The sequence below is a fragment of the Vibrio bivalvicida genome (assembly GCF_001399455.2).
Classification (GTDB): domain Bacteria; phylum Pseudomonadota; class Gammaproteobacteria; order Enterobacterales; family Vibrionaceae; genus Vibrio; species Vibrio bivalvicida.
This window is the reverse complement of sequence record NZ_LLEI02000075.1, coordinates 162,898-185,650: the sequence shown is the minus strand read 5'-3', so window position 1 is coordinate 185,650 and position 22,753 is coordinate 162,898. Positions and strand designations below refer to the sequence as shown.

Below are 22,753 nucleotides of genomic sequence, written 5' to 3'. Positions count from 1 at the left end.
AATGATAAAGTTTTTAGAGTTAGTGTTGATTGTAATCCCCATCACTGTTTATTTTGCTAGAGATAAAAAAGTGATTTCGTCTACCTTATCACGAGTTGTGTTGTGTATTGCTTTTATTGCCCTGATTTTGGAGTTATCAGTAGGCTGGCTAATCGTCATTGGTGCAATAGCTTCTGAGTTTCCTGAGCCTAGTGTTTTTGTCGGTACAGAGATGTGGAACATCTTGTTGGGTCCGTTGGTACTCACATTATACGTCTATGTTTTCTCTGAAGTCGTACCAAAATCATCACGTGTTTAAGGTATTTGCCTCACTCAAAGCACGAATCTTACTCCTTAGATGAATGGAGCTCTGAAATTATTAGTTCCTCATTTGCTCACACCAAACGTTCCCTCTTTACCCTTTGACGAGATTACTTAGTGAACTGACATCGGAAACAAAAAGCTTAGACGTCAGAGCTACAGCCCCCCCCCAAGCTATTCTGCTATAATTGAGCGAATGTTGTACCGTGCAAGAGTTGTTGTAAATTTATTAGCAATCGCTCTTCCTAATCGCTCGAGCATGTTTGCAACCATCCAACTACCGCGGAATGTTCAATCGTTTATCGCATAGTAAAGGGATGAAAAAAGGCTCAAAGAGTTCCACTCCATACCATAAGGTTGATGCTTCTTTGATTATCCTCCTCGATTCACATGCTATATAAGAGTGCGCGGAGTGTTGTCATCAACACTCCGCTTTTTAACCCAGTACTTTCTATTCAGTAACGGCTTCAACCGCTAGCAAATCAGCTCTCTCATTCCCTTCGATACCAGAGTGAGCTTTGACCTTAAATACCTCGACATACTTCCTAGAACTCAACTCATCCACTTGTTGCCACAGTTGGCGGTTCTTAACGGGTTTCTTATCCGCTCGACGCCAACCTCGGTCTTTCCAATCGTCCATCCAGATATTGAAACCTTTTACACAGTAATCACTGTCCGAATAGATAACATCCTCATCCTCTGCGTATTCCAAGGCTTCAATTAAGGCCAGTAGCTCAAGCTCGGCATTGTCAGTTTTTCGATTGATGGTGAAGCTCTCTTCATGCACTATCTCATTGTCTTCATCCATGACCACCAGCCCGATGCCTCCTCGCGTACATCCGTGTTGATTGTTTGGTGCTGCGCCGTCTACGTAAATTGAATAACTCATTTTTTATCTCTCTCAATGAAAAAGGGCGCATGACTTTACTTAGCCAGCGCCCTGTTGATGGTTTGGTTTGATTTGATGTTTGTATTACTGAATGGGTTGTTGGTTGTCTCGCATGCACAGACGCGATTCCATCCATTCCTCAATTTCACTTTCTACCCAAGCCACTGCTCGTCCACCGAGTGGCACACTCTTTGGGAAGTCGGTTTCATCGGCCATGAACTTGTAGATAGTTGAACGACCAAGTCCTGTTAGCGACATCACTTCTTTAAGTCTTAAGAACCTCATTGTCATTGGGAATTATCTCCTGTGTATATACTCATGAGATAAGCCGCTACAGTAAAAAAATGCAGTCGTGTCTAATCTGCACTAGAGCCAAAGAAGTAACGCTGCTCATTCCATGCTTCAGCAAGACTGCTCATGCGATGAAAGACACAACGCTTGATGTTCTTGTCTTGCTCCCTACAGCGTGTCCCCAAGCCATAGTTTCCTCGGTCATTGAGAAACACCAATGAGCGCGCTTTGCCGCTGTAGTGCTTTTCTATCGCTTCTTGCCAAGCCTCTTTAAGGTGCTCAACCAATTCGTTGCGTTTTTCCCAGCAAATGGCGGGGCCAAAATGCTGGCTGTAGTCAGTAAACAGCATCACGCGATAGTTGTGGGACGGCACCTTGTCCTCTCGCTTACGCCATACATAGAACACAGACTCCGTATCGAGCTTTTCTTTAAGCAGCTTAAAGTAATCGTTAATGATGCTGAGGTCGGTATCTTGATGGTCTTCTGGTAGAAACAAATCTAAGCGCGTAGCCAAGACCGCATCAAACACCTCCGTTGCTTGTTCAAAGACTTCCGTCATTCTGGTTAAGGCCGATTCGTATAACCCCTTGTCACTGAAAAATACGGGGTAGTCGTTAAACGTTTTTGAATGGGTAATGTTGGGAAGGTAAGTATTGTTAGACATGAGCAATTCCTATAAGTCTGTAAATGACATAGGAATTACTCACGCTGTATTTTTTTAAGGTGAGTCATGACTGCAACCAAAATTCATGCTGCGGTTCTCGCCCTTTAGGGAGACGGGCTTCGCGAGACGACTGATTCGATAGAAAAGCTCATTTAACTGCAATGGAAACGCTTCATCCCCTTTTTGAAGCTCATACACATCATCAGCTGGGGAATAGGCCAACCCCAAGCACCTTCTACCGCAACTGGTTTCGACTGCTCTATCCCATGCTTTTCTGACTCTGGACAAGTAGCGACTCCTCTCGCCCCCACTTTTACCCAAACAAAGATAAAGGCGCTTATTAAAGAATAAGACCAGGTGGTACTGGCTGGTGGACTCACACGCCTTGAACCAAACATGGCGAATGACCGTTTGGTGATATTGGTGAGGCCTACGCCTGTACTTCATTAGGCACAACTCATTGGTTTCCAACTCCAAGGTGCGAAAGAAACGACTGAATACCTCAGAATGGTCTCCATCGAAATCACTTGGTAGACGTACATTAAAGTGAGCGACACAAAGCTTTGGGTATTGGCCTAGTGCTTCAGCCAGTACTCGGTCGATCTCTTCCAGATGCTCAAGGATAAGGCCATCCTTGTGGTAGTAGAGTGGTTTTCCATTAAACGTTCGGTCATGGGTGATGGTGAGGTATTTAGACGTGTGAGTTCTTTGAAGAGCCATCTTGAATTGATTTGACATGATGAGTTCCTGTAGTTTGTTGTTAATCCCACAGGAACTGTGACTGCTGTTATTTTTAAAGCTTACTAACAGCTAGTAGCGAAGTTTCTCATAGTTCCTCCGTATACCTTTGAATTAGGTTTAGCGAAATAACACACCCTTTTGAATAGTTCATTCTTCGATTGTTCAATATCCGATGCATTCAGGTTTAAGCGATACACACCATTCTTGCAGAAATGAACTAATGCTGGTTTCTCCTGTTTGATAGCGCTGCACCACGCTTGCTTAATCAAGTCGGCTAGAGAGCCATCTGACTCTCCTACATCCCCGAGTTGATAATAGATATCTTTGTTCAGGAAGAGGGCAACATGGTAGTGGTACTGCTCAGAGGTATTCTTCTCTTTTGCCCAGATGTAACTGGTCTTGTTTCTCAACCCCCTTCCCCAGCTTTTCTCTTTACGTTTTATATCTACGTTCAGTTTGGCATTTAGAGATTTGAAGAATCGAGTGATGACTTTCGAATCTGCATCATCGAAATCTTCTGGTAAGTGTAGGTCTATCCGAAACACGGATAGCCTAGAGTGATACTTCAAAGCTTTCTCTATCAATTGAGAAATCTTGTAGAGGTGAAACTTACGGTAGATGAATCGTTGCTTTCGTTTCGTCGGTTGAGGTAGGTCGTAGTTGTTGAACTTGTCTTCAGATGTGTACTTGTCATTCATGGTGTTGTTATCCCTATTCGTGTGTCTCTCATACACACAGGGAGTAACGTTAATTTTAGTAGTTGGTGGGGTTATGTATATTACCTATACCAACAAGTTGAAAATAACTTCCACACCAAAACCATAGCATAAATTCAGATTCACCTACCAATAATCATATCAAACTCAACTTACACCATCTATTTCACTGCCCATATATCACTTTCATCATAAATCACCAACTCGAAACTTAAACATTAATATTACATTCAATTTAAACCATGCTAATCTAATGATTGACATAGCAGTAAGAATTCAAGTAAATAAAATTAACATTTTAAAGATAAATCTTACCCACTCATTTTTTTTAAAAAAAAGTTGACTAATTGAGAAAACACAAAAACGGCAAAAACCAACATAAAAACCACAAATTAATCCCAAAAAAACAACAAACACCCACTGATAATCTGTGAAAAAACCTGTATATTTCTTACAACATTCCCACAAAAATCTTACGTAAGGATTCAGGATGAGTTCATATCGCTATTTAGAATTAATAAAAAAATCAACTGAAAATGAATTAAAACGATATATTAGAATCATTGAATCAGAACTTGGATTTAGCGAAACAATTACTAGCCTTAATAATCACAAAAAAGCCAATCTTGAATTAACATTAAGTGAGTTGATTAGTAATAAATTAAGAATTGCGAGAGAAAATCTAGATAGCGGACACTTATCCGAGAGGGAAGAATATAAACTAGGCGATTGTATTGATGAGCTTTTTGCTCAATCAAGAGAAATTAGTTATGAATTTAGCAATCACATCGGATGGCTAGATAGAGAGCCAAGGGCCCTTTACTTTTTTGTTGTTATCGTTCGTGCCATAGTTGACACAGGCAACACAGAGCTTAGCTACCCTGTAACTGAAATTTCTTTCGAAGCCAAATCACAAAGTTTTTCAGCAGCAAAATACTTACTTAAAGACACCGACTACCTAAAGCCGCTAACCAAAATCTGTCCAAACAAAAGCCTCTCGACCTACGAGAATCTTGTTAGTGCACTAGAAGTCATCATCACCTCAAGATCACCAAGGGAACAGCAAAGAACATACCGCTTACTTGAGGGTTTAGAAAACCTATATGAGACTGTTTTCGTTAACAGAAATGCAGATAGAAAAGCCTTTAAAACAGATGACGCTGAGTTAATCAATTGGTATTACCGATATTTAACAAGAAAATACTCATACACCGGGTTATCCATGACAGAGGATATCGATAAGCAAAAGCAAACAATCATGTGTATTTTCGATGTACTTTGTGCGACGAACGATTCAGACACGTTTAAACAGTTAGAAAACAAATTGGTTGAGAAATTCAATAGAAGTAAAAGGGACAAAGCAAAAGGTAAAGCACCAAAGACGACAAAAGAAGAAAAAACCCTAACATTCAGCGAGTCGGACTGGACGAAACTCATCGAGCTCACCGGTAGCGACGCAAAAAACAAAATTAAGGCAAAATTGAAAGAGCTGATCGACAGAGAATTAGCCGTTCAAAAGGATGCTAAAGAGAGTGACGTAGTTCAACAGACGAGCTGTGAACCCCAAATCCCAGACAAAACAAAGATAGCAAGAAATCGAGCTATGATGAAATATGCAATAAACCATTGTTCGGAAGACCTCTTCTGAAGTAAGACTAAGATTTAATTTCGTCGTTATTGAGAACAATAGGTACACCACAAGGTACACCAATTAAAATCAAACCAGACAATTACAAACAAAATCAATACATTAAAAGTTAAGATCAACTTACGCCAGCCCACCAAACGTTTGGAAAGGCGCTAACTCTTAGAGTTAGCGCCTTTTTTGTATACTTACCAAATTTCGTCGAGGATTTCTTTTTCGGCATCCTCATCGCCATTTTCCTGAGCAATCTCAAACCACGCTAATGATTTGGCAAAATCACTGAATACACCATGTCCATTTCGATACGCATACACTAGATTTGTTGCTTTAGAGACTATCCCTCAGCCGAAATCTGTTCAGTTTCCATTCCTTCCGACAAAACACTCACTAAGAACGTGATGATTTTCACGCTTTCTACGCTATTCAGTCGTTACTAGGAATTTTTCCTAGTCGATCTAGGCCGCCCTCTCATGTGGTTAACAAACCTACTCTATAAAATCGCAGCTAGAAAATAGAAATAGAGCACTCTGTGCATCACACAAATTACAAGAGAGTTGACGATGTTAAAATTCCTTGAGCAGGTCCGGAAGCCTACCTTAGACCTTCCGGTCGAAGCGCGTAGAAAAATGTGGTTCAAACCCTTTATCCAATCTTACCTAGTGGTATTTATTGGCTATTTAACCATGTACCTAATTCGTAAGAACTTCAACGTCGCGCAAAACGACATGATATCAACTTACGGTTTGTCGATGACAGAATTAGGTTTGATCGGCCTTGGCTTCTCGATTACTTACGGTATTGGTAAGACAGTGGTTTCTTACTACGCTGACGGAAAGAACACCAAGCAGTTCCTCCCTTTTATGCTGATCCTTTCTGGTCTGGCAATGCTTGGTTTCAGCTTCAGCATGGGTGGAGGCAGCGCAAGCCTATTCTTAATGGTTGCGTTCTACGCTCTGAGCGGTTTCTTCCAAAGTACCGGTGGCCCTTCGAGTTACTCGACCATCACTAAATGGACCCCTCGTAACAAGCGTGGTTCGTATCTAGGCCTTTGGAATATGTCGCATAACGTCGGTGGTGCGGGTGCGGCGGGTGTCGCTCTGTTTGGTGCCAACTACCTGTTCGACGGTCACGTAATTGGTATGTTCGTGTTCCCTTCTATCATTGCGATCATCGTTGGTTTCATCGGTATGCGCTTTGGTAACGACTCTCCTGAATCGTACGGTCTTGGTAAAGTTGAAGAGCTATTTGATGAAGCAGTGAGTGAAGAAGACGAAGCGGCTGAAGAAAATCAAATGACCAAGAAAGAGATCTTTGTTGAGTACGTACTGAAAAACAAAGTTATCTGGCTACTTTGCTTCGCCAACATCTTCCTATACATCGTTCGTATCGGTATCGACCAATGGTCGACGGTTTACGCATACCAAGAACTGGGGTTATCAAAAGAAACGGCAATCTCTGGTTTCACTCTGTTTGAAGTTGGCGCACTCGTCGGCACCTTAATGTGGGGCTACTTATCTGATCTTGCTAATGGCCGTCGCGCTTTGGTTGCTTGTGTCTCGCTTGGTTTGATCATTGTTTCACTCGAGTTCTACCAGCACGCCACCAGCGAGTTTATGTACTTAGCCTCTCTGTTCGTACTTGGCTTCTTGGTATTCGGTCCGCAGCTTCTTATCGGTGTCGCTGCTGTTGGCTTTGTTCCTAAAAAAGCAATCAGTGTAGCTGATGGTGTTAAAGGTACTTTTGCTTACCTAATCGGTGACAGCTTCGCTAAATTGGGCTTAGGTATGATTGCCGATGGTACGCCGATCTTTGGTTTAACTGGTTGGAAAGGTACATTCGCCGCCCTAGATACCTCAGCGGTTATTTGTATCACTCTACTTGCTTTCGTTGCCATTGCAGAAGAGAAGAAGATCCGCCAAAACAAGAAAAAGCTTCAACTAGCCGAAAGCCAATCTTAATTAATTCGCGCGCTTTGCCAGCCAAAGCGCGTAAGATCATTAATTTTAGTTGTTCTGTTTAGTATCATTACTGGTTTTTCTTTGAGCTCACTGGAGCTCATTTTCGTTTGTGTATTGCTGAAGTTTGGTATTTAAGATGATTAACGTAGCGCTTGTAGATGACCATATCATTGTTCGTTCTGGATTTGCTCAATTATTGAGTTTAGAAACAGACATGAAGGTTGTTGGTGAATTTAGCTCAGTAGCAGAAGCTCGTAATGGCTTACCTGCCTGCAAGCCAAATGTTGTCATTCTCGATATCTCGATGGCAGACGAAAGTGGGCTTACCCTACTAAGCGAAATTCCCTCAGGCATAGCTTGTGTCATGCTAAGTGTACACGACTCACCAGCAATGGTAGAAAAAGCGCTCAAGCTTGGTGCTAAAGGTTACTTGAGCAAACGCTGCGGCCCCGATGAGTTGATTCAAGCGGTCAAAACCAGCGCTGCGGGTGGTTGTTACCTTACACCTGATATCGCTTTGAAACTGGCGACTCCTAGCGACAAAGCCGAAACACTCACTCAGCTCACACGCCGAGAAAGTGAAGTATGTCAATTACTTGCTCGTGGCTTAGATGTCAAATCTGTCGCCACTGAACTTGGATTAAGCCATAAAACGGTACATGTCCATCGAGCAAATGCTTTAGACAAGCTTGGTGTAAAGAACAACGTCGAGTTGGCAAAATTGTTCACCCAAGAGTCATTTTAATGCGTAGCTACACCATTACCTCCATTTGTGGCTTTTTCATGACCGCCTGCGCATGGTTTTGCTTGTGGGTTATCGCCTACTATTTTGTCAATGATGCAGAGCTGGCTATTTTGCTGTTCCCATTTGCTTTACGTTTAGGAATCACACTACACACGCGAACTAAGTACTGGGCGATTGTATACCTTGCCGAATGGGGATTGACAGTTGCATTGGCGCTATTGCTTGAGCAGCCTCAGTGGCTGATGGTGCTCGTCGCCAGTGTTTTGAGTGTCCCTGTCGTTTACTTAGCTAAAAAATATTACCACGGTGATCAAAACCAGCACCTAGCTGTGATGGCGGTGTTAATCCTTGTTACATCGTGCATTAACGTTATATCGGTAGGCTTTCATGTTCAGTCTGTTTATATGCTGTGGCTGGCAAGTATTGCTGGTGGCTTAATGATCTTGCCGATGTGTTACCTGCTTTGGAACTATCTATTTCAAAGTCCTTGGTCACCACTGACGTCTAACCTGTTAGCCAATAATATTGAGTTCAAAGTCCGCCATATTGTGCTTTACACCGTGCTCTTAATTGCCAGTATTTTAATTCAAACCAGTTTGCCCGATGAGCTTAAACGCTTTGCTCCTTTCTGTATGGCCATTCCTATCATTGTTCTGGCTCTGCGTTACGGTTGGCAAGGTGCATTCCTAGCGACCATGTTAAACAGTATCGCCCTTATCGCTGCTCGCAGTGGCGTATCTAACTTAGAAATAACGGATCTGCTTTTATCTCTCTCGGCGCAAACCCTGACCGGAATCATGCTTGGTTTAGCGGTGCAAAAACAGAAAGACCTTAATCACAAATTGCGGGGGGAGTTGTCTCGCAATCAGACCTTGTCTCGCCAACTGATTCAAGCAGAAGAGTCGGTACGAAAAGATATCGCCAGAGAACTTCATGACGAAATCGGCCAGAACATTACCGCAATTCGAACACAAGCAAGCATCATTAAGCGCATTGATAACGCAGAAATGAATACTCGCTGTGCGAATACGATTGAAAGCCTTTCTCTCAATGTCTATGACACGACTAAAAACCTGCTCAGCAAACTAAGACCAAAAATGCTTGATGACTTAGATCTCAAAGAATCCGTGCAGCAACTGACTCGTGAGATGGAGTTCGACAACCACGGCACACGAGTGGTACTTGATTGGAATGGTGACTATGAATCATTAAGTGACACGCTCAAAGTTACTCTGTTTCGCCTATGCCAGGAAACACTCAATAACGCCGCTAAATACGCCAACGCTACATCCATCATTATCGAGCTATATATCGATGAGCAGCTATCGCTCAACATTGCAGACAATGGTGTCGGCTTTAAAACCGAAGAGTGTATGAAAGGAATGGGCATACGTGGTATGCAAGAGCGCGTTCATGCATTGGGGGGAAAGATGTTTATCTATTCTCTTAACGATCATGTAGAAGGCACACAAATTGCCTTCACCCTACCTAAGGTATAACGGGCATGTTTGGCTTATTTCAATCTCCACGCTATACGCAAGCACCGCTTAGCAAAATTGAAGTCGATGGGCGTTATCGATACTGGCGACTGCACATCATGCTTGGCATGTATTTGGGCTACGCCGGATTTTACTTTACGCGCAAAACCTTTAACTATGCCGCACCTGCGATGATAGTCGACCTTGGCTTAGACAAAGGTGACATCGGTTTAATTGGCACGCTTTTCTACATTACTTACGGTTTGTCTAAGTTTATTTCCGGCACCATATCCGACCGCTCTAACCCTCGTTTCTTTATGGGTGTCGGTCTTGTTGCATCCGGCTTGATCAACATTGCATTTGGCTTTTCAAGTTCATTGGTGGCCTTGGCCGCACTGTGGGTTATAAATGCCTGGTTTCAGGGGTGGGGGTGGCCATCATGCTCTAAGCTCCTCACCACCTGGTATTCACGTTCTGAACGCGGCTTTCTATGGGCCATTTGGAATACGGCCCACAACGTCGGCGGGGCGCTGATTCCTTTGCTCGTTGGCTTTCTCACCCTTCACTATAGCTGGCGTGAAGGCTTTATCATTCCTGGTGTTATTGGCGTAATTCTCGGCGTGATTGTCTGTTGGCGCTTAAGAGATAAACCAACCACACAAGGCCTGCCGACCGTTGGTCAATGGCGAAATGATGCTCTGGAGCTGGCCCAGGAGAATCATGGTCAGGGGTTAAGCTATCGAGAAATCCTCAAACTTTATGTCTTTAATAACAAATACATCTGGTTACTCGCCTTTAGTTACGTATTGGTTTACATCGTTCGCACTGCGATTAACGATTGGGGAAACCTATACTTAACAGAGCAACACCATTACAGCCTGATCAATGCCAACGCCGCGTTGTCTATGTTCGAAATTGGCGGTTTTGTTGGTTCTCTTGTCGCTGGTTGGGGGTCAGATAAATTGTTTGGCGGAAATCGCGGCCCTATGAACCTTCTGTTTGCTGCGGGTATTTTTCTGTCTGTTGCCGCCTTGTGGCTGATGCCCTTGACCAACTTCGCCTTCCAAGCAGCGGGGCTCTTCTCTATTGGCTTCTTTGTATTTGGCCCACAAATGTTGATTGGTATGGCCGCGGCGGAGTGCTCCCATAAAGACTCGGCGGGCGCTGCTACCGGTTTTGTCGGTTTATTTGCCTACATGGGGGCAGCACTGTCTGGCTACCCACTAGCGTTGATCCTTGAACAGTATAACTGGACTGGATTCTTTATCACTATCTCGGTATGTGCTGCTGTTATTGGCTTACTGCTGCTGCCATTTCTCCAAGCACAACCTTCACGCAAACCTCTCGCTCCCAAACTTCGATTGTAGAAACTGCTGCTCTACACACTCTAGGGTGAGCTAACCCCTCACCCGCCTAACCTCCACTTTTTGCTTCCGATTCAGTTCGGAGGGTTTTCTACGGGTAAAATTTATGAATTTGAACACTATTTCATCGAAAAACTTCTTCAAAATGGATAACAAAATCCAAAACTATGATTGGGGAAGTCGTACTGCTATCCAAGATCTGTTTGGCTTTGCCAACTCAGAACAACGCCCACAAGCGGAACTCTGGATGGGCACTCACCCAAATGGTTGCTCCATGATTCAAGAAGAAAATTCGACCGTGTCTTTGTCTGATTTAATCAACAATGATCAAATAGCTTGCTTGTCTCAAGCTACCGCTGAAGTCTATGGAGACTTACCTTTCTTATTCAAAATTCTTGCTGCCGATAAAGCCCTATCGATCCAGGTTCATCCAAATAAACAAGATGCGGAGCAAGGTTACGCCAACGAACAAAAGCTTGGCGTCCCTCTCGATGCTTTTAATCGCAACTACAAAGATGCCAACCACAAACCCGAACTGGTTTACGCATTAACCGACTACCAAGCAATGAACGGTTTTCGCCCATTTGATGAGATCATTGCAGCTTTTCAGCAGTGTGAAATTCCTGAAATTAGTGAGTATTTGGAGCAATTTAAGCGTAATCCCAATCAAGTTGGTCTGAGTACGTTCTTTGTCGAGTTGCTTTCAATGCGAAAAGAGCGGAAAAACAATGCACTGAGCCACCTATTGAGCTACGCAGCGACAAATCAAGCGGACCCTATTTATGAGTTAATTTTTGATCTTTCATTGCAGTACCCTAATGATGTCGGCTTGTTTGCGCCACTGCTGCTTAATGTCGTGACTCTAAAACCAGGCGAAGCTATGTTCCTAAGCGCAAGAACACCTCATGCCTATATCAAAGGAACTGGGCTAGAAATTATGGCAAACTCAGACAACGTGCTGCGCGCAGGCCTAACACCGAAACACATCGACATAGAAGAGTTGGTTAAATGCACGGATTTTGTGCCTAAACCAATAAACACTCTGCTCACACAAGCTAAAGTAAATGGCTGTGAGCACAATTTCCCTGTACCAGTACACGACTTTCAGTTCTCTATTTATCAAGCGCCTCAGCAACAAGTTCAAATGTCGAGTGCCGAAATTCTAATGCCAATTGATGGTGACTTAACATTACATGCAGAAACGGGTGAACAGTTAACTTTAACCAAAGGCCAGTCAGCTTTCATTCCCGCTTACGTTGGCCGTTACACCATCTGTAGTGAAGGTCGTGTGGCTCGAGCTTTTAATGCCTAGACACTAGTGGTAGACAGGGTTTACTCGTTTAAAAATTCACCATGAGTGGCTCACTGTATTTACTAAACTACACGTTAAAAGGCGCTTATCTTTATAGATAGGCGTTTTTTGTTTCGACAAAATTCACCACTTGGCGCCACTACCTAGTGACAGTTCTCCTCCTCTTTGCCCGTGACTCACACTTTGATTGCCACTAGCTACATCCAAACAACCAGCGAAAACTTACACATCAAAACATTAGATAACTAACCAAGAAAGCAGATGGATACGATCGTTTTTGCGTCAAATTTGCAGTCAGTCACACTAAAGGTTATAGTTGCGTCGCAAAAATTACTTTGAACTCAAAACAAATGGAGGGCGGTTTTAGTGTTTTTCTTGAAAAAGTTAAGCACACTATAAAAACGTAAACCTTGTATTTATGGAAAATGCATTAAAAAAATACAGTATCGAAACCACCGATTATCAAGTTGGGCAAGACAACGTACAAAAGTGGGGCTTCGATATCCACAATCCAGTATTTGGGATTAGCGCTGGTCTTGTGATCCTATGCCTTCTTTCTCTTCTTATTGTTGAACCTGCGACTGCACGCGATGCACTGAACGGTTTAAGAAACGGCATCATCGCTCAATTTGATTCCTTCTTTATGTGGTCCACTAACTTCTTTATTCTGTTTGCTATAGCACTTTTGCTCTCACCATTAGGCAAGATTCGTATTGGTGGTAAAAGCGCTAAAGCTGAACATTCGACCGTTTCATGGTTATCCATGCTGTTTGCCGCAGGTATGGGAATTGGGCTACTTTTCTGGAGCGTTGCTGAGCCAACCGCCTACTTTACCGACTGGTATGGTATGCCGCTAAACGCCGAGGCTTATAGCGAACAAGCAAAGTCTCTTGCGATGGGTGCTACCATGTTTCACTGGGGCATTCATGGCTGGGCTATTTATGCGATAGTAGCTTTATCTTTAGCCTTCTTCGCCTTTAACAAAGGACTACCGCTTTCTCTACGCTCTGCTTTCTACCCACTATTTGGTGATAGAGCGTGGGGCTGGTTAGGCCATGTCATTGATATTCTAGCTGTTCTTTCAACCCTATTTGGTTTAGCGACCTCTTTAGGCTTAGGTGCACAACAAGCAACCAGCGGCATCAATCATGTATTTGGTCTTAATGGCGGTATTGGCATGCAGATGATTGTTATCACCTTCGTGACCTTTATCGCGGTGCTATCAGTTGTTCGCGGTATTGATGGTGGCGTCAAGCTGCTGAGTAACATAAATATGCTGATCGCATTTGCTCTATTGGCATTTGTGATTTTCATTAGCTTTGATACCGCAATGCTATCACTGTGGGATACCACACTCGCTTATGCGCAAAACATCATTCCGCTAAGTACCCCTCATGGTCGAGAAGACATCGACTGGATGCACGGCTGGACTGTATTCTACTGGGCTTGGTGGGTATCTTGGTCGCCATTTGTAGGCATGTTTATCGCGCGAGTGTCGAAAGGCCGAACGGTGCGTGAATTCCTGTTTGCTGTGATCATTATTCCAACCGTTGTGACTCTTGTCTGGATGTCGGTATTTGGTGGTATTGCGTTAGACCAAGTCGTCAATAATGTTGGTGAGCTTGGCGCAAACGGCTTAACTGATATCTCACTGACGTTGTTCCATGTCTATGATGCACTACCATACAGCTCGATTATTTCAGTACTTTCTATTGTATTGATCTTGGTATTTTTTATTACTTCATCGGATTCTGGCTCCCTAGTCATCGACAGTATCACCGCTGGTGGCAAAATTGATGCACCTGTCCCACAACGTATCTTCTGGGCATGTATCGAAGGCTCGATTGCAGCGGTTATGCTTTGGATTGGTGGTAAAGAGGCATTGCAAGCGCTTCAATCTGGGGTTGTTGCAACAGGTCTTCCTTTCACTCTTGTCCTACTCGTAATGTGTGTCAGCCTGATCAAAGGCTTGCGCTCAGAGCTACCGGCTTATCAGTCCTCGACTCGACAAGTAACTGCCTAACTCTAAGCGAGACAAACTCAATGGGCGCTATTTCTAGCGCCCTTTTTTATGTTTCTCAATCGATCACCTCTTCCACTACTGCGTATACTAAATTTATTGTTTTAGAGGAGGCAGCAATCAATGAGTAAACGGCCTATCAATATCATCGCACTCGATCATATTGTGCTGCGAACTAGCCAGTTCAATAATATGCTGCGCTTTTATCAAGACATTCTTGGCTGCGTGATTGAACGAGAAAAGCTCGATATTGGGCTTACCCAACTCAGAGCGGGGAGCGCATTAATTGACATCGTGACAGTCGATAGTGAACTGGGTCGAATGGGGGGCAAAGCGCCACAGCAAAATGGTAGAAACATTGACCATTTCTGTCTTCAGGTATCAGCCTTTAACGAAAATGAACTCATTGAATACTTAAGCCAAAATGGGATACAGACACCAAACTTCACGGAGCGATATGGCGCGCAAGGTTACGGGCGCTCGCTCTATATCCAAGATCCGGAGGGGAATACGGTAGAGCTGAAACCGTACAATGAAAACCCTGATTTTGTCCGCCAAGATAGAGCTTAATATAAAAAGAGCTAGCACCTTTGCTAGCTCTTAGACTCTTAAATTGATACGGAGACTACTTTTTACGGATCTCCGCGATGTTACTGTAGCCAGAAACCTCTGATCCTTTGATCGCTTTGACACGGTAGCCATAATTGCCATTCGGTAAGCTGCCAAACTCAGTATCTGTAAATGAGGTGGTTCCGGTGTGATTAGACTCGATCACAACAAAATTGAACTGTCCTTTACGTTTCAACCCTCGCTCAATAACAAAGCTGTCAGCGTTAGCATTATCCACCCAACTTAAGCTTGTGCTATTACCTCCGCCCGAGACTTGCAAGTTACTCGGTGCTGGCAAAGTGCCAGGTTCTGGTTCCGAGGAAGAATCGACCGTTACTCTAATTGTCTCTGAGGTGGCTTGGTCGACAGCGTTTTCAACCGTAACACGGTATCTGTAATCGCCTGTGTCTGGCACGGTATCTACATACCCCGTCGAGTCTGGTCCAAGGGTTGCTACACGCTCAAAGCTTATTCTGCCTCGACGCTTAACCCCTCGCTCAACGTAATACCCCGTCTCGCTTAGGCTGTTGTCTTGCCAAGTCAGTGAGACATCCAATCCATCGACCGTCGCTGATAGATTACTTGGGGCAACAAGCACTGATGAATCAACCACTGATACGGTAACATTGGTGCTATTTGGTGCTCCTGCATTATCAGTAACCGTCAAGGTGACTGTGTAGTTACCTGCTGAAGCATAAGCATATTCAACATTGGCCGATGAACTAGAGTTGCCATTGTCGAAATCCCAAGCGTAACTGACGATCGAGCCATCAGAGTCCGATGAATTTGATCCGACGAAGAAAATGCTTTCACCAATATCATAACTTGATTGAGGATTGGTGATCTCGATAACGGGAGTCGGCAATTCATTGGTAACCTGAATCGAGGTTACTTCTGCGTCAGACAATCCATCATTATCTGTTACCGTCAAGCTGACTTGAAAACTCCCCGCTTGCTGATAGGTATGGTCGACAATCGCACTGTTCGACGTTGTCCCATCGCCAAAGTCCCATTGATATGAAACGATAGTCCCGTCAGGATCACTTGAATTGGTACCATCAAAGTTAACCGAGGTACCAAAAGGCACGGAATTGTCACTCGCAACAATGACCGCTACAGGAGATTGAGTATTACCCAAATTCTGCGCGAAAGTTACGGCAGCAAAAGCGTCAACCAAACCATGGCCAAACACGTTATCATCTCCCGCTGCGCCTATATCGACCGCAGTAGAGAACAGACCATTTTCGATTTCATCTGGTGTAATCGCCGGGTTAGCCGCAACCATTAATGCCGCAATACCTGCAGTCAGAGGCGACGAAAAGGACGTACCGCTATAGTAAACGTATTGATTATTAGGGTAAGTAGTAGCGATCTCTACCCCAGGAGCCGTAATATCAACGTAAGCCCCCCAACTGGAAAAGCTTGCTCTGTTATCATTGCGATCCGTTGCGCCGACACCAACTAAGCTAGTGTAATCAGGGTATGTTGGGTGCTCTTGACCACTATTACCCGCCGACATAAACAATAGGCCATTTCTAGCTCTCAAGTACTGCGCCGCAGCATCGATCGTTGAGTACTGAATACCACCATAGCTGAGGTTGACCACACGAGCATTATTGTCAGCAGCATACTCAATACAGGTTGCCATAGTCGAGATATAGGCCGAGCTGTTTTGATCACTGATCGCAATTCGAACAGGAATAATATCAACGTCCCAATTGGCGCCCGCTACCCCAACCCCATTGTTACCCACAGCGCCTAACGTACCAGCACTCCCGGTACCATGTCCGTTGGCATCAAAAATATAGTTGGACCCATCATAGGCGTTGAAAGCTAAATCGGTACGTAGATTTGGGCCTAAATCAGGATGATTCACATCAAAGCCCGTATCACAGACTCCGACCAACACTGAGCTATTACCCGTGGTGAGATCCCACGCTTGGCGGCTATTTACGTTAGTGTGATGCCACTGATTACCAAACAGTGGGTCGTTGGGTTGTAGCGTCGGTTCCATTGCATAATCGGGTTCGGCAAACTCTACATAGCCACTTTTATCTAAAATCTTAGCTATGGCTTTTTCGCGGCCGTGATGCTCAAACGTCGCAATCACAATTTGACTGCCTTCTAATGTCCGCTCTGAGACCAAGCCGTTACTTTTCAGCAAAGCATTGAGGCCTTTTAGGTCACTCGGTGATGCATTGGCACTAATTTTATAAATTACTGTGCCAGGTCTTAGTGGTTCGGTATCGTTGATTTGCGCAAAGCTAGGCGATGCGAACAAAAAAACCAACACAATAAGCAACTGATTTAATTGCAAGTCCATGAATTTCACTCGACGCATAACGCCCCTCCAATGCATCCAACTGGCCATTAATAACAGTTTGGTCAATAAGTATTGGTATGTAAAATTCCCGACAAACGTCAGTCCAATTTCAATGTTCCCCTGATTTCTCATCTAACCAGCTGAGCTTTTTTATAAGCTAAATGAAATCAGAGAGATAAATCCGCGATACAGTGAAGAGAGAAGAATCTAGTCGATTAGACTCAATCTAAGCAAAAAGTTTAGAGGTACTCGCGCACACCTGTTCTTAAACGCCATTTATCATGGGTTTACAAAATAAAAGCTGACGAAAAACTTCTCAGCTGGATAAATATGAACTTTTCATGACAGTTTAATAACCACATGGAACAAAGCGTTGTTTAACTCTAGCGTTTAGCTATATTGATGGCTCTGATGTCGCAGATTGTTGCTGCTCAATCTTGTCGCAAATATAGCTACCTATTGGGATAGAAGAGGTCGCTGCGGGTGAAGGGGCATTGCACACATGCAAGCTACGTGGGCTTTGTGCAAACAGAAAATCGTGTACTAGCGTGCCATCTTTTAGCACAGCTTGAGCTCTAATCCCCGCTGGATAGGGTTCAAGATCTTCAACTCGAATTTTTGGGCAGTATTTATTCACCAATTTCAAATAGCCTGCTTTCCACCAAGAGTTTTTCGTCTCAATTAACCCCGTTTTTAGGTGCTTAGCCGTCACTTTCCAGAAACCACTGAACGAGAGCATTTCGCACACGTCACGAAAACTAAAGTTAATGCGAGCGTAACCTTCCCTTTTCCATCCTTGCACCGCATTCGGTCCAACAGTGACACTGCCATCAATCATACGAGTGAGATGAACGCCAAGAAAAGGTAAATCGGGATCAGGAATTGGGTAAATTAGATGGTTGACGATCTGGTTGTACTTAGGCGCAAGGCGGTAATATTCACCGCGATAAGGAATGATCTGAAAATCCGTTTGTAGCCCCATCATCTTGGTCATGCGATCGGCCATTAACCCCGAACAGACGACCAAAAACTGACCTCGAAGTAATTGCGCCCGGCCGTCACTGACAACCGAGACCTCTACCCTATCTGAGTACTCTTGTAAGTTCACCACAGGTGTTCCAAGGCACACCTGTCCACCCGCTTGGCGGAACTCTTGTGCCATCGCCTCAGTAACTTGGCGATAATCCACAATACTGGTGGCTAAAACGGCAATAGCCCCCACCCCAACAATGTTAGGTTCGCGCCTTTTAAGCTCTTGCTGATCAATCAGCTCAACCTCTATGCCATTTTGCTGACAACGGGTATACAACGCTTGCATACGCTCGACTTCAATTGGGCTTGTTGCAACCAGCAATTTGCCACAATTCTCGACCTTAATATCATGTTTGTTGCAGAAGTCGATAGTAGCGGCAACTCCGGCCTTACAAAACTCCGCTTTCAAACTTCCCGGCGCATAGTAGACACCAGCGTGAATCACACCACTATTGTGCCCGGTTTGATGGGATGAGAGTTGCTGCTCTTTTTCTAGCAAGAGAATAGACTTGTCTGGATAGCGATTCTGTAGTTGCCAAGCCGTCGATACACCGACTATCCCACCACCTATCACAATGTAATCGTAACTCTGATCCACTCTATTGCTCCTTGCCGCCAAACTAACCCTAGTCACCAATATTAATCGTGGCGTTAAGCGATTGAAAGATCGACTGATATAGAAAAAACTTATCGATAGATACAATTCATACTCAATTAAACGTCGAAACTTTGTGAAACATGGTTAAAATAGCCCGCTTAGATTTTCTAACCCTATTGGTTGTTTGAGGAAGAGACATTGAACACGCAACACCTTTTGGCAAGTGACAGCAAAGATATCGAACAAGCTAAAGACATTCTCGCATCTGGCGAGCTTGTTGCGATTCCGACTGAAACCGTTTATGGCCTTGCTGCAGATGCATCAAACCCAGAAGCGGTGAAAAAGATCTTTGCTGCCAAAGGTAGACCAGCGAATCATCCACTGATCGTTCATATTGGAGAGGTCGAGCAACTGTCTGAGTGGGCAAAAGACATTCCTCAACAAGCGTACACCATTGCCAAAGCGTACTGGCCTGGGCCTGTGACTTTACTGCTCAATAAAGCTGACCGAGCGACACCAGTGGTAACCGGTGGTTTGGACACCATAGGCATTCGCATGCCCGCTCATGAAGTGTTTGCTACTTTGCTAAAATCTTCAGGTATGGCTGTTGCAGCGCCTTCAGCAAATCCATATAAAAAGCTTAGCCCAACGTCAGCCGAGCACGTGCTCAACTCTTTAGGGGGCAGAATTGCGGCTGTACTCGACGGCGGTAACTGTGCTCATGGTTTAGAGTCAACCATCATTGACCTAACCCAAAAGCCTTTCAGTATTTTGCGCAGCGGTCCAGTGACAGCAGCGCAGCTATCAGAAACGCTGGGCGAAGAAGTCCTGTCACCGAAGGCACACACTGTTGCCGTCCCGGGGAATGTGACTAGCCACTACCAACCTAATACCAGAGTACGTTTGGTTGACCTTGCTGAGATTGAAAATGCTGAAGGGAGTAACATTGCCTGCCTACATATTTCGGCGATTGAAAACCAAAGCTTTAAGTCGAAGCAAATGCCATCAGATGTGGCTGACTATTCTCACGACCTTTATCGCGCGTTAGATGAAGCAGATAAATGGGGCTGTGAAGAGATCTGGGTTGAACGTCCACCTATCTCAGACGAGTGGTTGGCTGTTCATGATCGATTAAGTCGAGCACAGTCAAAGCTTTAAGCGCAGGCCTAAACAGAAAACACCCCATCGTGAGATGGGGTGTTTTGTTATTGAGAATATAAACTTCGAATCGGTTCTGGTTCGACATAGTCGATAAATTTACTGGAAGTAAGCTTATCGACTTGATCCTGACTGCCCGACACCACCAGCACATGCTGGCTGTCTAAGGTATCAACCACTTCCAGCTGATAGGATTGAAGAAGCTCGCGAGTCTGCTGCTCTGCGCCTTTGTGATACTTAACAAAGAACCGGGGGGCTTGAGCCTCTGCTTCTGCCTGCCTTTCGTCAACAGGTGGAAACGCTGGGTTATCAGCATAGCTCCATGTCGTCACCGCACTCGTTAGTACCGCCGCTAGAGCGCAACTATAATACACTTGCTTCTTCATATTCATCCCTTACTGAAATGTCAGTGACCAGCTATTGATCGTACCTGTGTCTTGGCGCGCACTATCTACTGCTTTCAGTTTCCAGTTACCTTTTGACTCAAAGCCAGTGAAGTTCCCTTGGAAGCTAGTACGAATGTCATTCGCGGAACCACCCGTATTTTCATGCAATACCACTTGGCCACCAGTTGGTGAAGTCAAGGTTACTTTCAGGTCACCTACATAGCTATGGCTGATATCAACCGCAACCGTTACTGTACCAGAATCGCCGCTGCGCAGTACATCAATCTCGCTTGTTGCGCCTAATGTACTGTTGTCTGGAATGGCGATAGCATTAGTGTTGCTGTAGCTCGAAGGCGTTTGACCACCATTATCAGAACCATTATGCGTAGCAGTTAGAGAAGCCCCCGAATAAGCAGAGTAACCGTCAATCAATACTTGGTATGTTCCCGCTTGGGTTACATCCAAAGTGCAAGATTCGTTGTTACCGCTTTCCCAAGAACGACAGTCGTAAGTTTTGTTTGTTGGCGTACCATCAAATCGCACGTACATATCTGCATCACCGCTACCACCAGTCAGCTTGAATGTCGCTTTTGTTGCACTGGCAGGAACTTCAAATGTGTAAACCGTACCCGACTTGCTCGCTCCAGATAGCGCACCTTTCGCCACACCATTTTCTAGAACCGTGCTGGTGTCAATAGGGCCATTACAGCCTACATCTAGGTATGTTTTCGCGGCATCAGCATTGATCAAACCATGACCAGTACGATCGTCGCGTCCTGCGGCATCGATATCTGTCGCACTTGCGTTTAGTGCTTTACGTACTTGCGCTGCTGTACAGGTTGGGTGGTAACTCCACACTAAACCTGCAACACCTGCTACGTGTGGCGTTGCCATTGATGTACCGTTGTAGTACTCGTAGTCTTTACCCGTTTCCGTTGACACAGTGACGGTATCGCCTACTTTACCCGCTAACTCTAAACCAAATGCTCGGTCAACCGTAACAGAAACCATGCGGTAGCTGTCGTTATCATCGAGCACAAATGGGTTCTGCAAACCAGGTAAATCTTGATTACTGTATACAACCGCGGCTTTAGCACCCGCATCAGAACACGCTTTCACCGCGTTGACTTCAGGGCGAACACCCGTTCTTTGGTTTTCAATACGCTCAGTCAGACAGATCTTGTCTGTCATATCGCCACAGTTGTAGCTGCCAGAAGAGATGTCACACGCCGCAAGAGGTGCGGTGAACGATCCAGCCACAGGCGCTGACTCGTAACTGCCTGAAGTTTTGATTTTACGGTTGTGCGGAACAACGCCACGATCAAAGCTGCTCGTACCATTAATAGTGATATCAGACAGAACACCCTCACCCACAGTCACAGTTGAAAGTACCGCTACACCTGGTGCTGCGATATCGACTTGATCCGTTGCTTGAGAGAACGCTGCGTGGTCACTGTTAGTATCGACCGCCGCTACAGACATTACCGCATCATAAGACGCCGGGTAGCTGTGCGCTGTGTTGCCAGAGTTACCTGCGGCTGCGATAAGTAGTACACCTTTATCATACAGATCTTGCATTGCATTTTGTTCGGTAACACTTGAACGGCTACCACCTAGGCTCATATTGACGACGTTAGCGCCATTATCCGCACAGGTTTGAATCGCTTTCACTAAGCTTGATGAATAACCCCAACCAGATTCGTTAAACACCTTCACGATGTGCAAGTTTACATTCTGGTTCGGCATAACACCTTTAACACCTTCGGTGTTGGCAATAGCCGCGATCGTACCAGCAACGTGTGTACCGTGAGCATTGTTGTTACCCGGTGAACTCCAAGAGCCCGTACCGCTATCATTAGTACCATTCACACGGTTACCACTTAGATCATTGTGATTAATGTCGTAACCAGAGTCGATAATACATACCGTGCGATTGCCTGCATTTGAGTCGCTAAGAAGCTGCGCATTCACCGCATTAAAGCCCCACGGAGTAGTTTCACTTAGCAGGTAGCGCGGCGGATCGACCTCTACGTATTCTACTTGTGAATTAGTACGCAAAGAAGAAAGCTCGTTATCATCCATCTCAACACTGTAGATAGGCTCAGAACCTAGCTTTTCAACCTTGCGAGCTTTTACTTGCTGTAGCACCGACTCACGAACTTCACTTGGCGCCATCACTGGTTCGCCAGCTCGAGTAAACGGCATAGGTGCATCTTGCTTAAATTTAACAATGTATTTAGTTGGTAAATCAGCCTCGTTGAACCCCATTGATGGCGAAGCGTTCGCCACTGAGATTCCGGCCATAGCCACTGCGATAGTTGAAAGGGCGAATAACCCTTTGGTTTTACTTGTTATGTTGTGCATCTGCTCTATTCCTTATTGAGCTATTTTTATTCACTTTTTACTCATGAATCATCATTCTTAGTGATAACTCACAAGCAACCTAGCATTAAAGGATGATTATAAAACCGCCAACAATTTATAAAGTTAATGCTCTATTTTACGCTCAAGCTCACCAAATAC

20 protein-coding genes are annotated in these 22,753 nt (G+C 44.6%); 10 read left to right on the top strand and 10 right to left on the bottom strand.

Going from position 1 to position 22,753, the window contains the following annotated elements; translation table 11 throughout:
- Position 1 precedes the first annotated feature (1 nt).
- The gene (locus APB76_RS19915; RefSeq protein WP_074181736.1) at positions 2-298 is read left to right on the top strand and encodes a hypothetical protein; all 297 of its coding nucleotides are present in this window, start codon (positions 2-4) and stop codon (positions 296-298) included.
- A gap of 453 nt (positions 299-751) precedes the next feature.
- On the opposite strand, the gene APB76_RS19910 is transcribed toward APB76_RS19915, so the two are convergent.
- The 5 genes from APB76_RS19910 to APB76_RS19890 all read right to left on the bottom strand — a co-directional run bounded on the left by APB76_RS19910 (position 752) and on the right by APB76_RS19890 (position 3,584).
- Positions 752-1,189, bottom strand: coding sequence for a ribonuclease HI (locus tag APB76_RS19910; protein WP_054962333.1), 438 nt, complete (start codon positions 1,187-1,189; stop codon positions 752-754).
- Positions 1,190-1,273: 84 nt separating this feature from the next.
- Positions 1,274-1,474, bottom strand: coding sequence for an AlpA family transcriptional regulator (locus APB76_RS19905; protein WP_054962431.1), 201 nt, complete (start codon positions 1,472-1,474; stop codon positions 1,274-1,276).
- 71 nt (positions 1,475-1,545) lie between these two features.
- Positions 1,546-2,145, bottom strand: a complete 600-nt coding sequence (locus APB76_RS19900) for an inovirus Gp2 family protein (protein WP_038164124.1) — start codon at positions 2,143-2,145, stop codon at positions 1,546-1,548.
- 54 nt (positions 2,146-2,199) lie between these two features.
- A complete protein-coding gene (locus APB76_RS19895) occupies positions 2,200-2,883 on the bottom strand; it encodes an inovirus Gp2 family protein (protein WP_054962334.1) in 684 nt (227 codons plus the stop codon).
- 65 nt (positions 2,884-2,948) lie between these two features.
- Positions 2,949-3,584, bottom strand: coding sequence for an inovirus Gp2 family protein (locus tag APB76_RS19890; protein WP_054962335.1), 636 nt, complete (start codon positions 3,582-3,584; stop codon positions 2,949-2,951).
- A 508-nt stretch (positions 3,585-4,092) separates the two neighbouring features.
- On the opposite strand from APB76_RS19890, the gene APB76_RS19885 reads away from it, so the two are divergent.
- Positions 4,093-5,250, top strand: coding sequence for a hypothetical protein (locus APB76_RS19885; protein WP_237767930.1), 1,158 nt, complete (start codon positions 4,093-4,095; stop codon positions 5,248-5,250).
- Positions 5,251-5,435: 185 nt separating this feature from the next.
- On the opposite strand, the gene APB76_RS23470 is transcribed toward APB76_RS19885, so the two are convergent.
- On the bottom strand, positions 5,436-5,561 hold the full coding sequence (locus APB76_RS23470) for a hypothetical protein (RefSeq protein WP_269085116.1): 126 nt from the start codon (positions 5,559-5,561) through the stop codon (positions 5,436-5,438).
- 246 nt (positions 5,562-5,807) lie between these two features.
- Here APB76_RS23470 and uhpT point away from each other — a divergent pair, with 246 nt between their 5' ends.
- The 7 genes from uhpT (at position 5,808) to APB76_RS19850 (ending at position 14,694) form a co-directional block, all read left to right on the top strand.
- Positions 5,808-7,205: a hexose-6-phosphate:phosphate antiporter gene (gene uhpT, locus APB76_RS19880; protein WP_054962336.1), complete on the top strand. Its 1,398-nt coding sequence runs from the start codon at positions 5,808-5,810 to the stop codon at positions 7,203-7,205.
- Positions 7,206-7,341: 136 nt separating this feature from the next.
- Positions 7,342-7,950: a transcriptional regulator UhpA gene (uhpA, locus tag APB76_RS19875; protein WP_054962337.1), complete on the top strand. Its 609-nt coding sequence runs from the start codon at positions 7,342-7,344 to the stop codon at positions 7,948-7,950.
- Entirely contained in the window at positions 7,950-9,449 is a 1,500-nt protein-coding gene (gene uhpB, locus APB76_RS19870; protein ID WP_054962338.1) for a signal transduction histidine-protein kinase/phosphatase UhpB, read from the top strand. The genes uhpA and uhpB overlap by 1 nt, the downstream gene beginning before the upstream one ends.
- 5 nt (positions 9,450-9,454) lie before the next feature.
- Positions 9,455-10,795: an MFS transporter gene (gene uhpC, locus APB76_RS19865; protein WP_054962339.1), complete on the top strand. Its 1,341-nt coding sequence runs from the start codon at positions 9,455-9,457 to the stop codon at positions 10,793-10,795.
- Between the two features lie 103 nt (positions 10,796-10,898).
- On the top strand, positions 10,899-12,104 hold the full coding sequence (gene manA / locus APB76_RS19860; RefSeq protein WP_054962340.1) for a mannose-6-phosphate isomerase, class I: 1,206 nt from the start codon (positions 10,899-10,901) through the stop codon (positions 12,102-12,104).
- A gap of 418 nt (positions 12,105-12,522) precedes the next feature.
- Positions 12,523-14,127: a BCCT family transporter gene (locus tag APB76_RS19855; RefSeq protein WP_049846548.1), complete on the top strand. Its 1,605-nt coding sequence runs from the start codon at positions 12,523-12,525 to the stop codon at positions 14,125-14,127.
- 120 nt (positions 14,128-14,247) lie between these two features.
- A complete protein-coding gene (locus APB76_RS19850) occupies positions 14,248-14,694 on the top strand; it encodes a VOC family protein (RefSeq protein WP_054962341.1) in 447 nt (148 codons plus the stop codon).
- 55 nt (positions 14,695-14,749) lie between these two features.
- Here the strand turns inward: APB76_RS19850 and APB76_RS19845 are convergent, their stop codons facing one another.
- Both APB76_RS19845 and lhgO read right to left on the bottom strand, forming a co-directional pair.
- Positions 14,750-17,074 carry a PKD domain-containing protein gene (locus APB76_RS19845; protein ID WP_054962342.1) on the bottom strand — a complete coding sequence of 775 codons (2,325 nt, stop codon included), beginning with the start codon at positions 17,072-17,074 and terminating at the stop codon, positions 14,750-14,752.
- A 376-nt stretch (positions 17,075-17,450) separates the two neighbouring features.
- The gene (gene lhgO, locus APB76_RS19840) at positions 17,451-18,686 is read right to left on the bottom strand and encodes an L-2-hydroxyglutarate oxidase (protein WP_054962343.1); all 1,236 of its coding nucleotides are present in this window, start codon (positions 18,684-18,686) and stop codon (positions 17,451-17,453) included.
- Positions 18,687-18,884: 198 nt separating this feature from the next.
- On the opposite strand from lhgO, the gene APB76_RS19835 reads away from it, so the two are divergent.
- On the top strand, positions 18,885-19,844 hold the full coding sequence (locus APB76_RS19835) for an L-threonylcarbamoyladenylate synthase (RefSeq protein ID WP_054962344.1): 960 nt from the start codon (positions 18,885-18,887) through the stop codon (positions 19,842-19,844).
- 47 nt (positions 19,845-19,891) lie between these two features.
- On the opposite strand, the gene APB76_RS19830 is transcribed toward APB76_RS19835, so the two are convergent.
- Together APB76_RS19830 and APB76_RS19825 are read right to left on the bottom strand one after the other, a co-directional pair.
- Positions 19,892-20,230 carry a hypothetical protein gene (locus tag APB76_RS19830; protein ID WP_054962345.1) on the bottom strand — a complete coding sequence of 113 codons (339 nt, stop codon included), beginning with the start codon at positions 20,228-20,230 and terminating at the stop codon, positions 19,892-19,894.
- Positions 20,231-20,239: 9 nt separating this feature from the next.
- Positions 20,240-22,594, bottom strand: a complete 2,355-nt coding sequence (locus APB76_RS19825) for a S8 family serine peptidase (RefSeq protein WP_054962346.1) — start codon at positions 22,592-22,594, stop codon at positions 20,240-20,242.
- Positions 22,595-22,753 lie beyond the last annotated feature (159 nt).

Bases quoted from the DNA above. Each gene is read 5' to 3' on its own strand.
- APB76_RS19915 (WP_074181736.1), top strand. From the start codon at position 2: ATGATAAAGTTTTTAGAGTTAGTGTTGATTGTAATCCCCATCACTGTT.
- APB76_RS19910 (WP_054962333.1), bottom strand. From the start codon at position 1,189: ATGAGTTATTCAATTTACGTAGACGGCGCAGCACCAAACAATCAACAC.
- APB76_RS19905 (WP_054962431.1), bottom strand. From the start codon at position 1,474: ATGAGGTTCTTAAGACTTAAAGAAGTGATGTCGCTAACAGGACTTGGT.
- APB76_RS19900 (WP_038164124.1), bottom strand. From the start codon at position 2,145: ATGTCTAACAATACTTACCTTCCCAACATTACCCATTCAAAAACGTTT.
- APB76_RS19895 (WP_054962334.1), bottom strand. From the start codon at position 2,883: ATGTCAAATCAATTCAAGATGGCTCTTCAAAGAACTCACACGTCTAAA.
- APB76_RS19890 (WP_054962335.1), bottom strand. From the start codon at position 3,584: ATGAATGACAAGTACACATCTGAAGACAAGTTCAACAACTACGACCTA.
- APB76_RS19885 (WP_237767930.1), top strand. From the start codon at position 4,093: ATGAGTTCATATCGCTATTTAGAATTAATAAAAAAATCAACTGAAAAT.
- uhpT (WP_054962336.1), top strand. From the start codon at position 5,808: ATGTTAAAATTCCTTGAGCAGGTCCGGAAGCCTACCTTAGACCTTCCG.
- uhpA (WP_054962337.1), top strand. From the start codon at position 7,342: ATGATTAACGTAGCGCTTGTAGATGACCATATCATTGTTCGTTCTGGA.
- uhpB (WP_054962338.1), top strand. From the start codon at position 7,950: ATGCGTAGCTACACCATTACCTCCATTTGTGGCTTTTTCATGACCGCC.
- uhpC (WP_054962339.1), top strand. From the start codon at position 9,455: ATGTTTGGCTTATTTCAATCTCCACGCTATACGCAAGCACCGCTTAGC.
- manA (WP_054962340.1), top strand. From the start codon at position 10,899: ATGAATTTGAACACTATTTCATCGAAAAACTTCTTCAAAATGGATAAC.
- APB76_RS19855 (WP_049846548.1), top strand. From the start codon at position 12,523: ATGGAAAATGCATTAAAAAAATACAGTATCGAAACCACCGATTATCAA.
- APB76_RS19850 (WP_054962341.1), top strand. From the start codon at position 14,248: ATGAGTAAACGGCCTATCAATATCATCGCACTCGATCATATTGTGCTG.
- APB76_RS19845 (WP_054962342.1), bottom strand. From the start codon at position 17,074: ATGCGTCGAGTGAAATTCATGGACTTGCAATTAAATCAGTTGCTTATT.
- APB76_RS19830 (WP_054962345.1), bottom strand. From the start codon at position 20,230: ATGAAGAAGCAAGTGTATTATAGTTGCGCTCTAGCGGCGGTACTAACG.
- APB76_RS19825 (WP_054962346.1), bottom strand. From the start codon at position 22,594: ATGCACAACATAACAAGTAAAACCAAAGGGTTATTCGCCCTTTCAACT.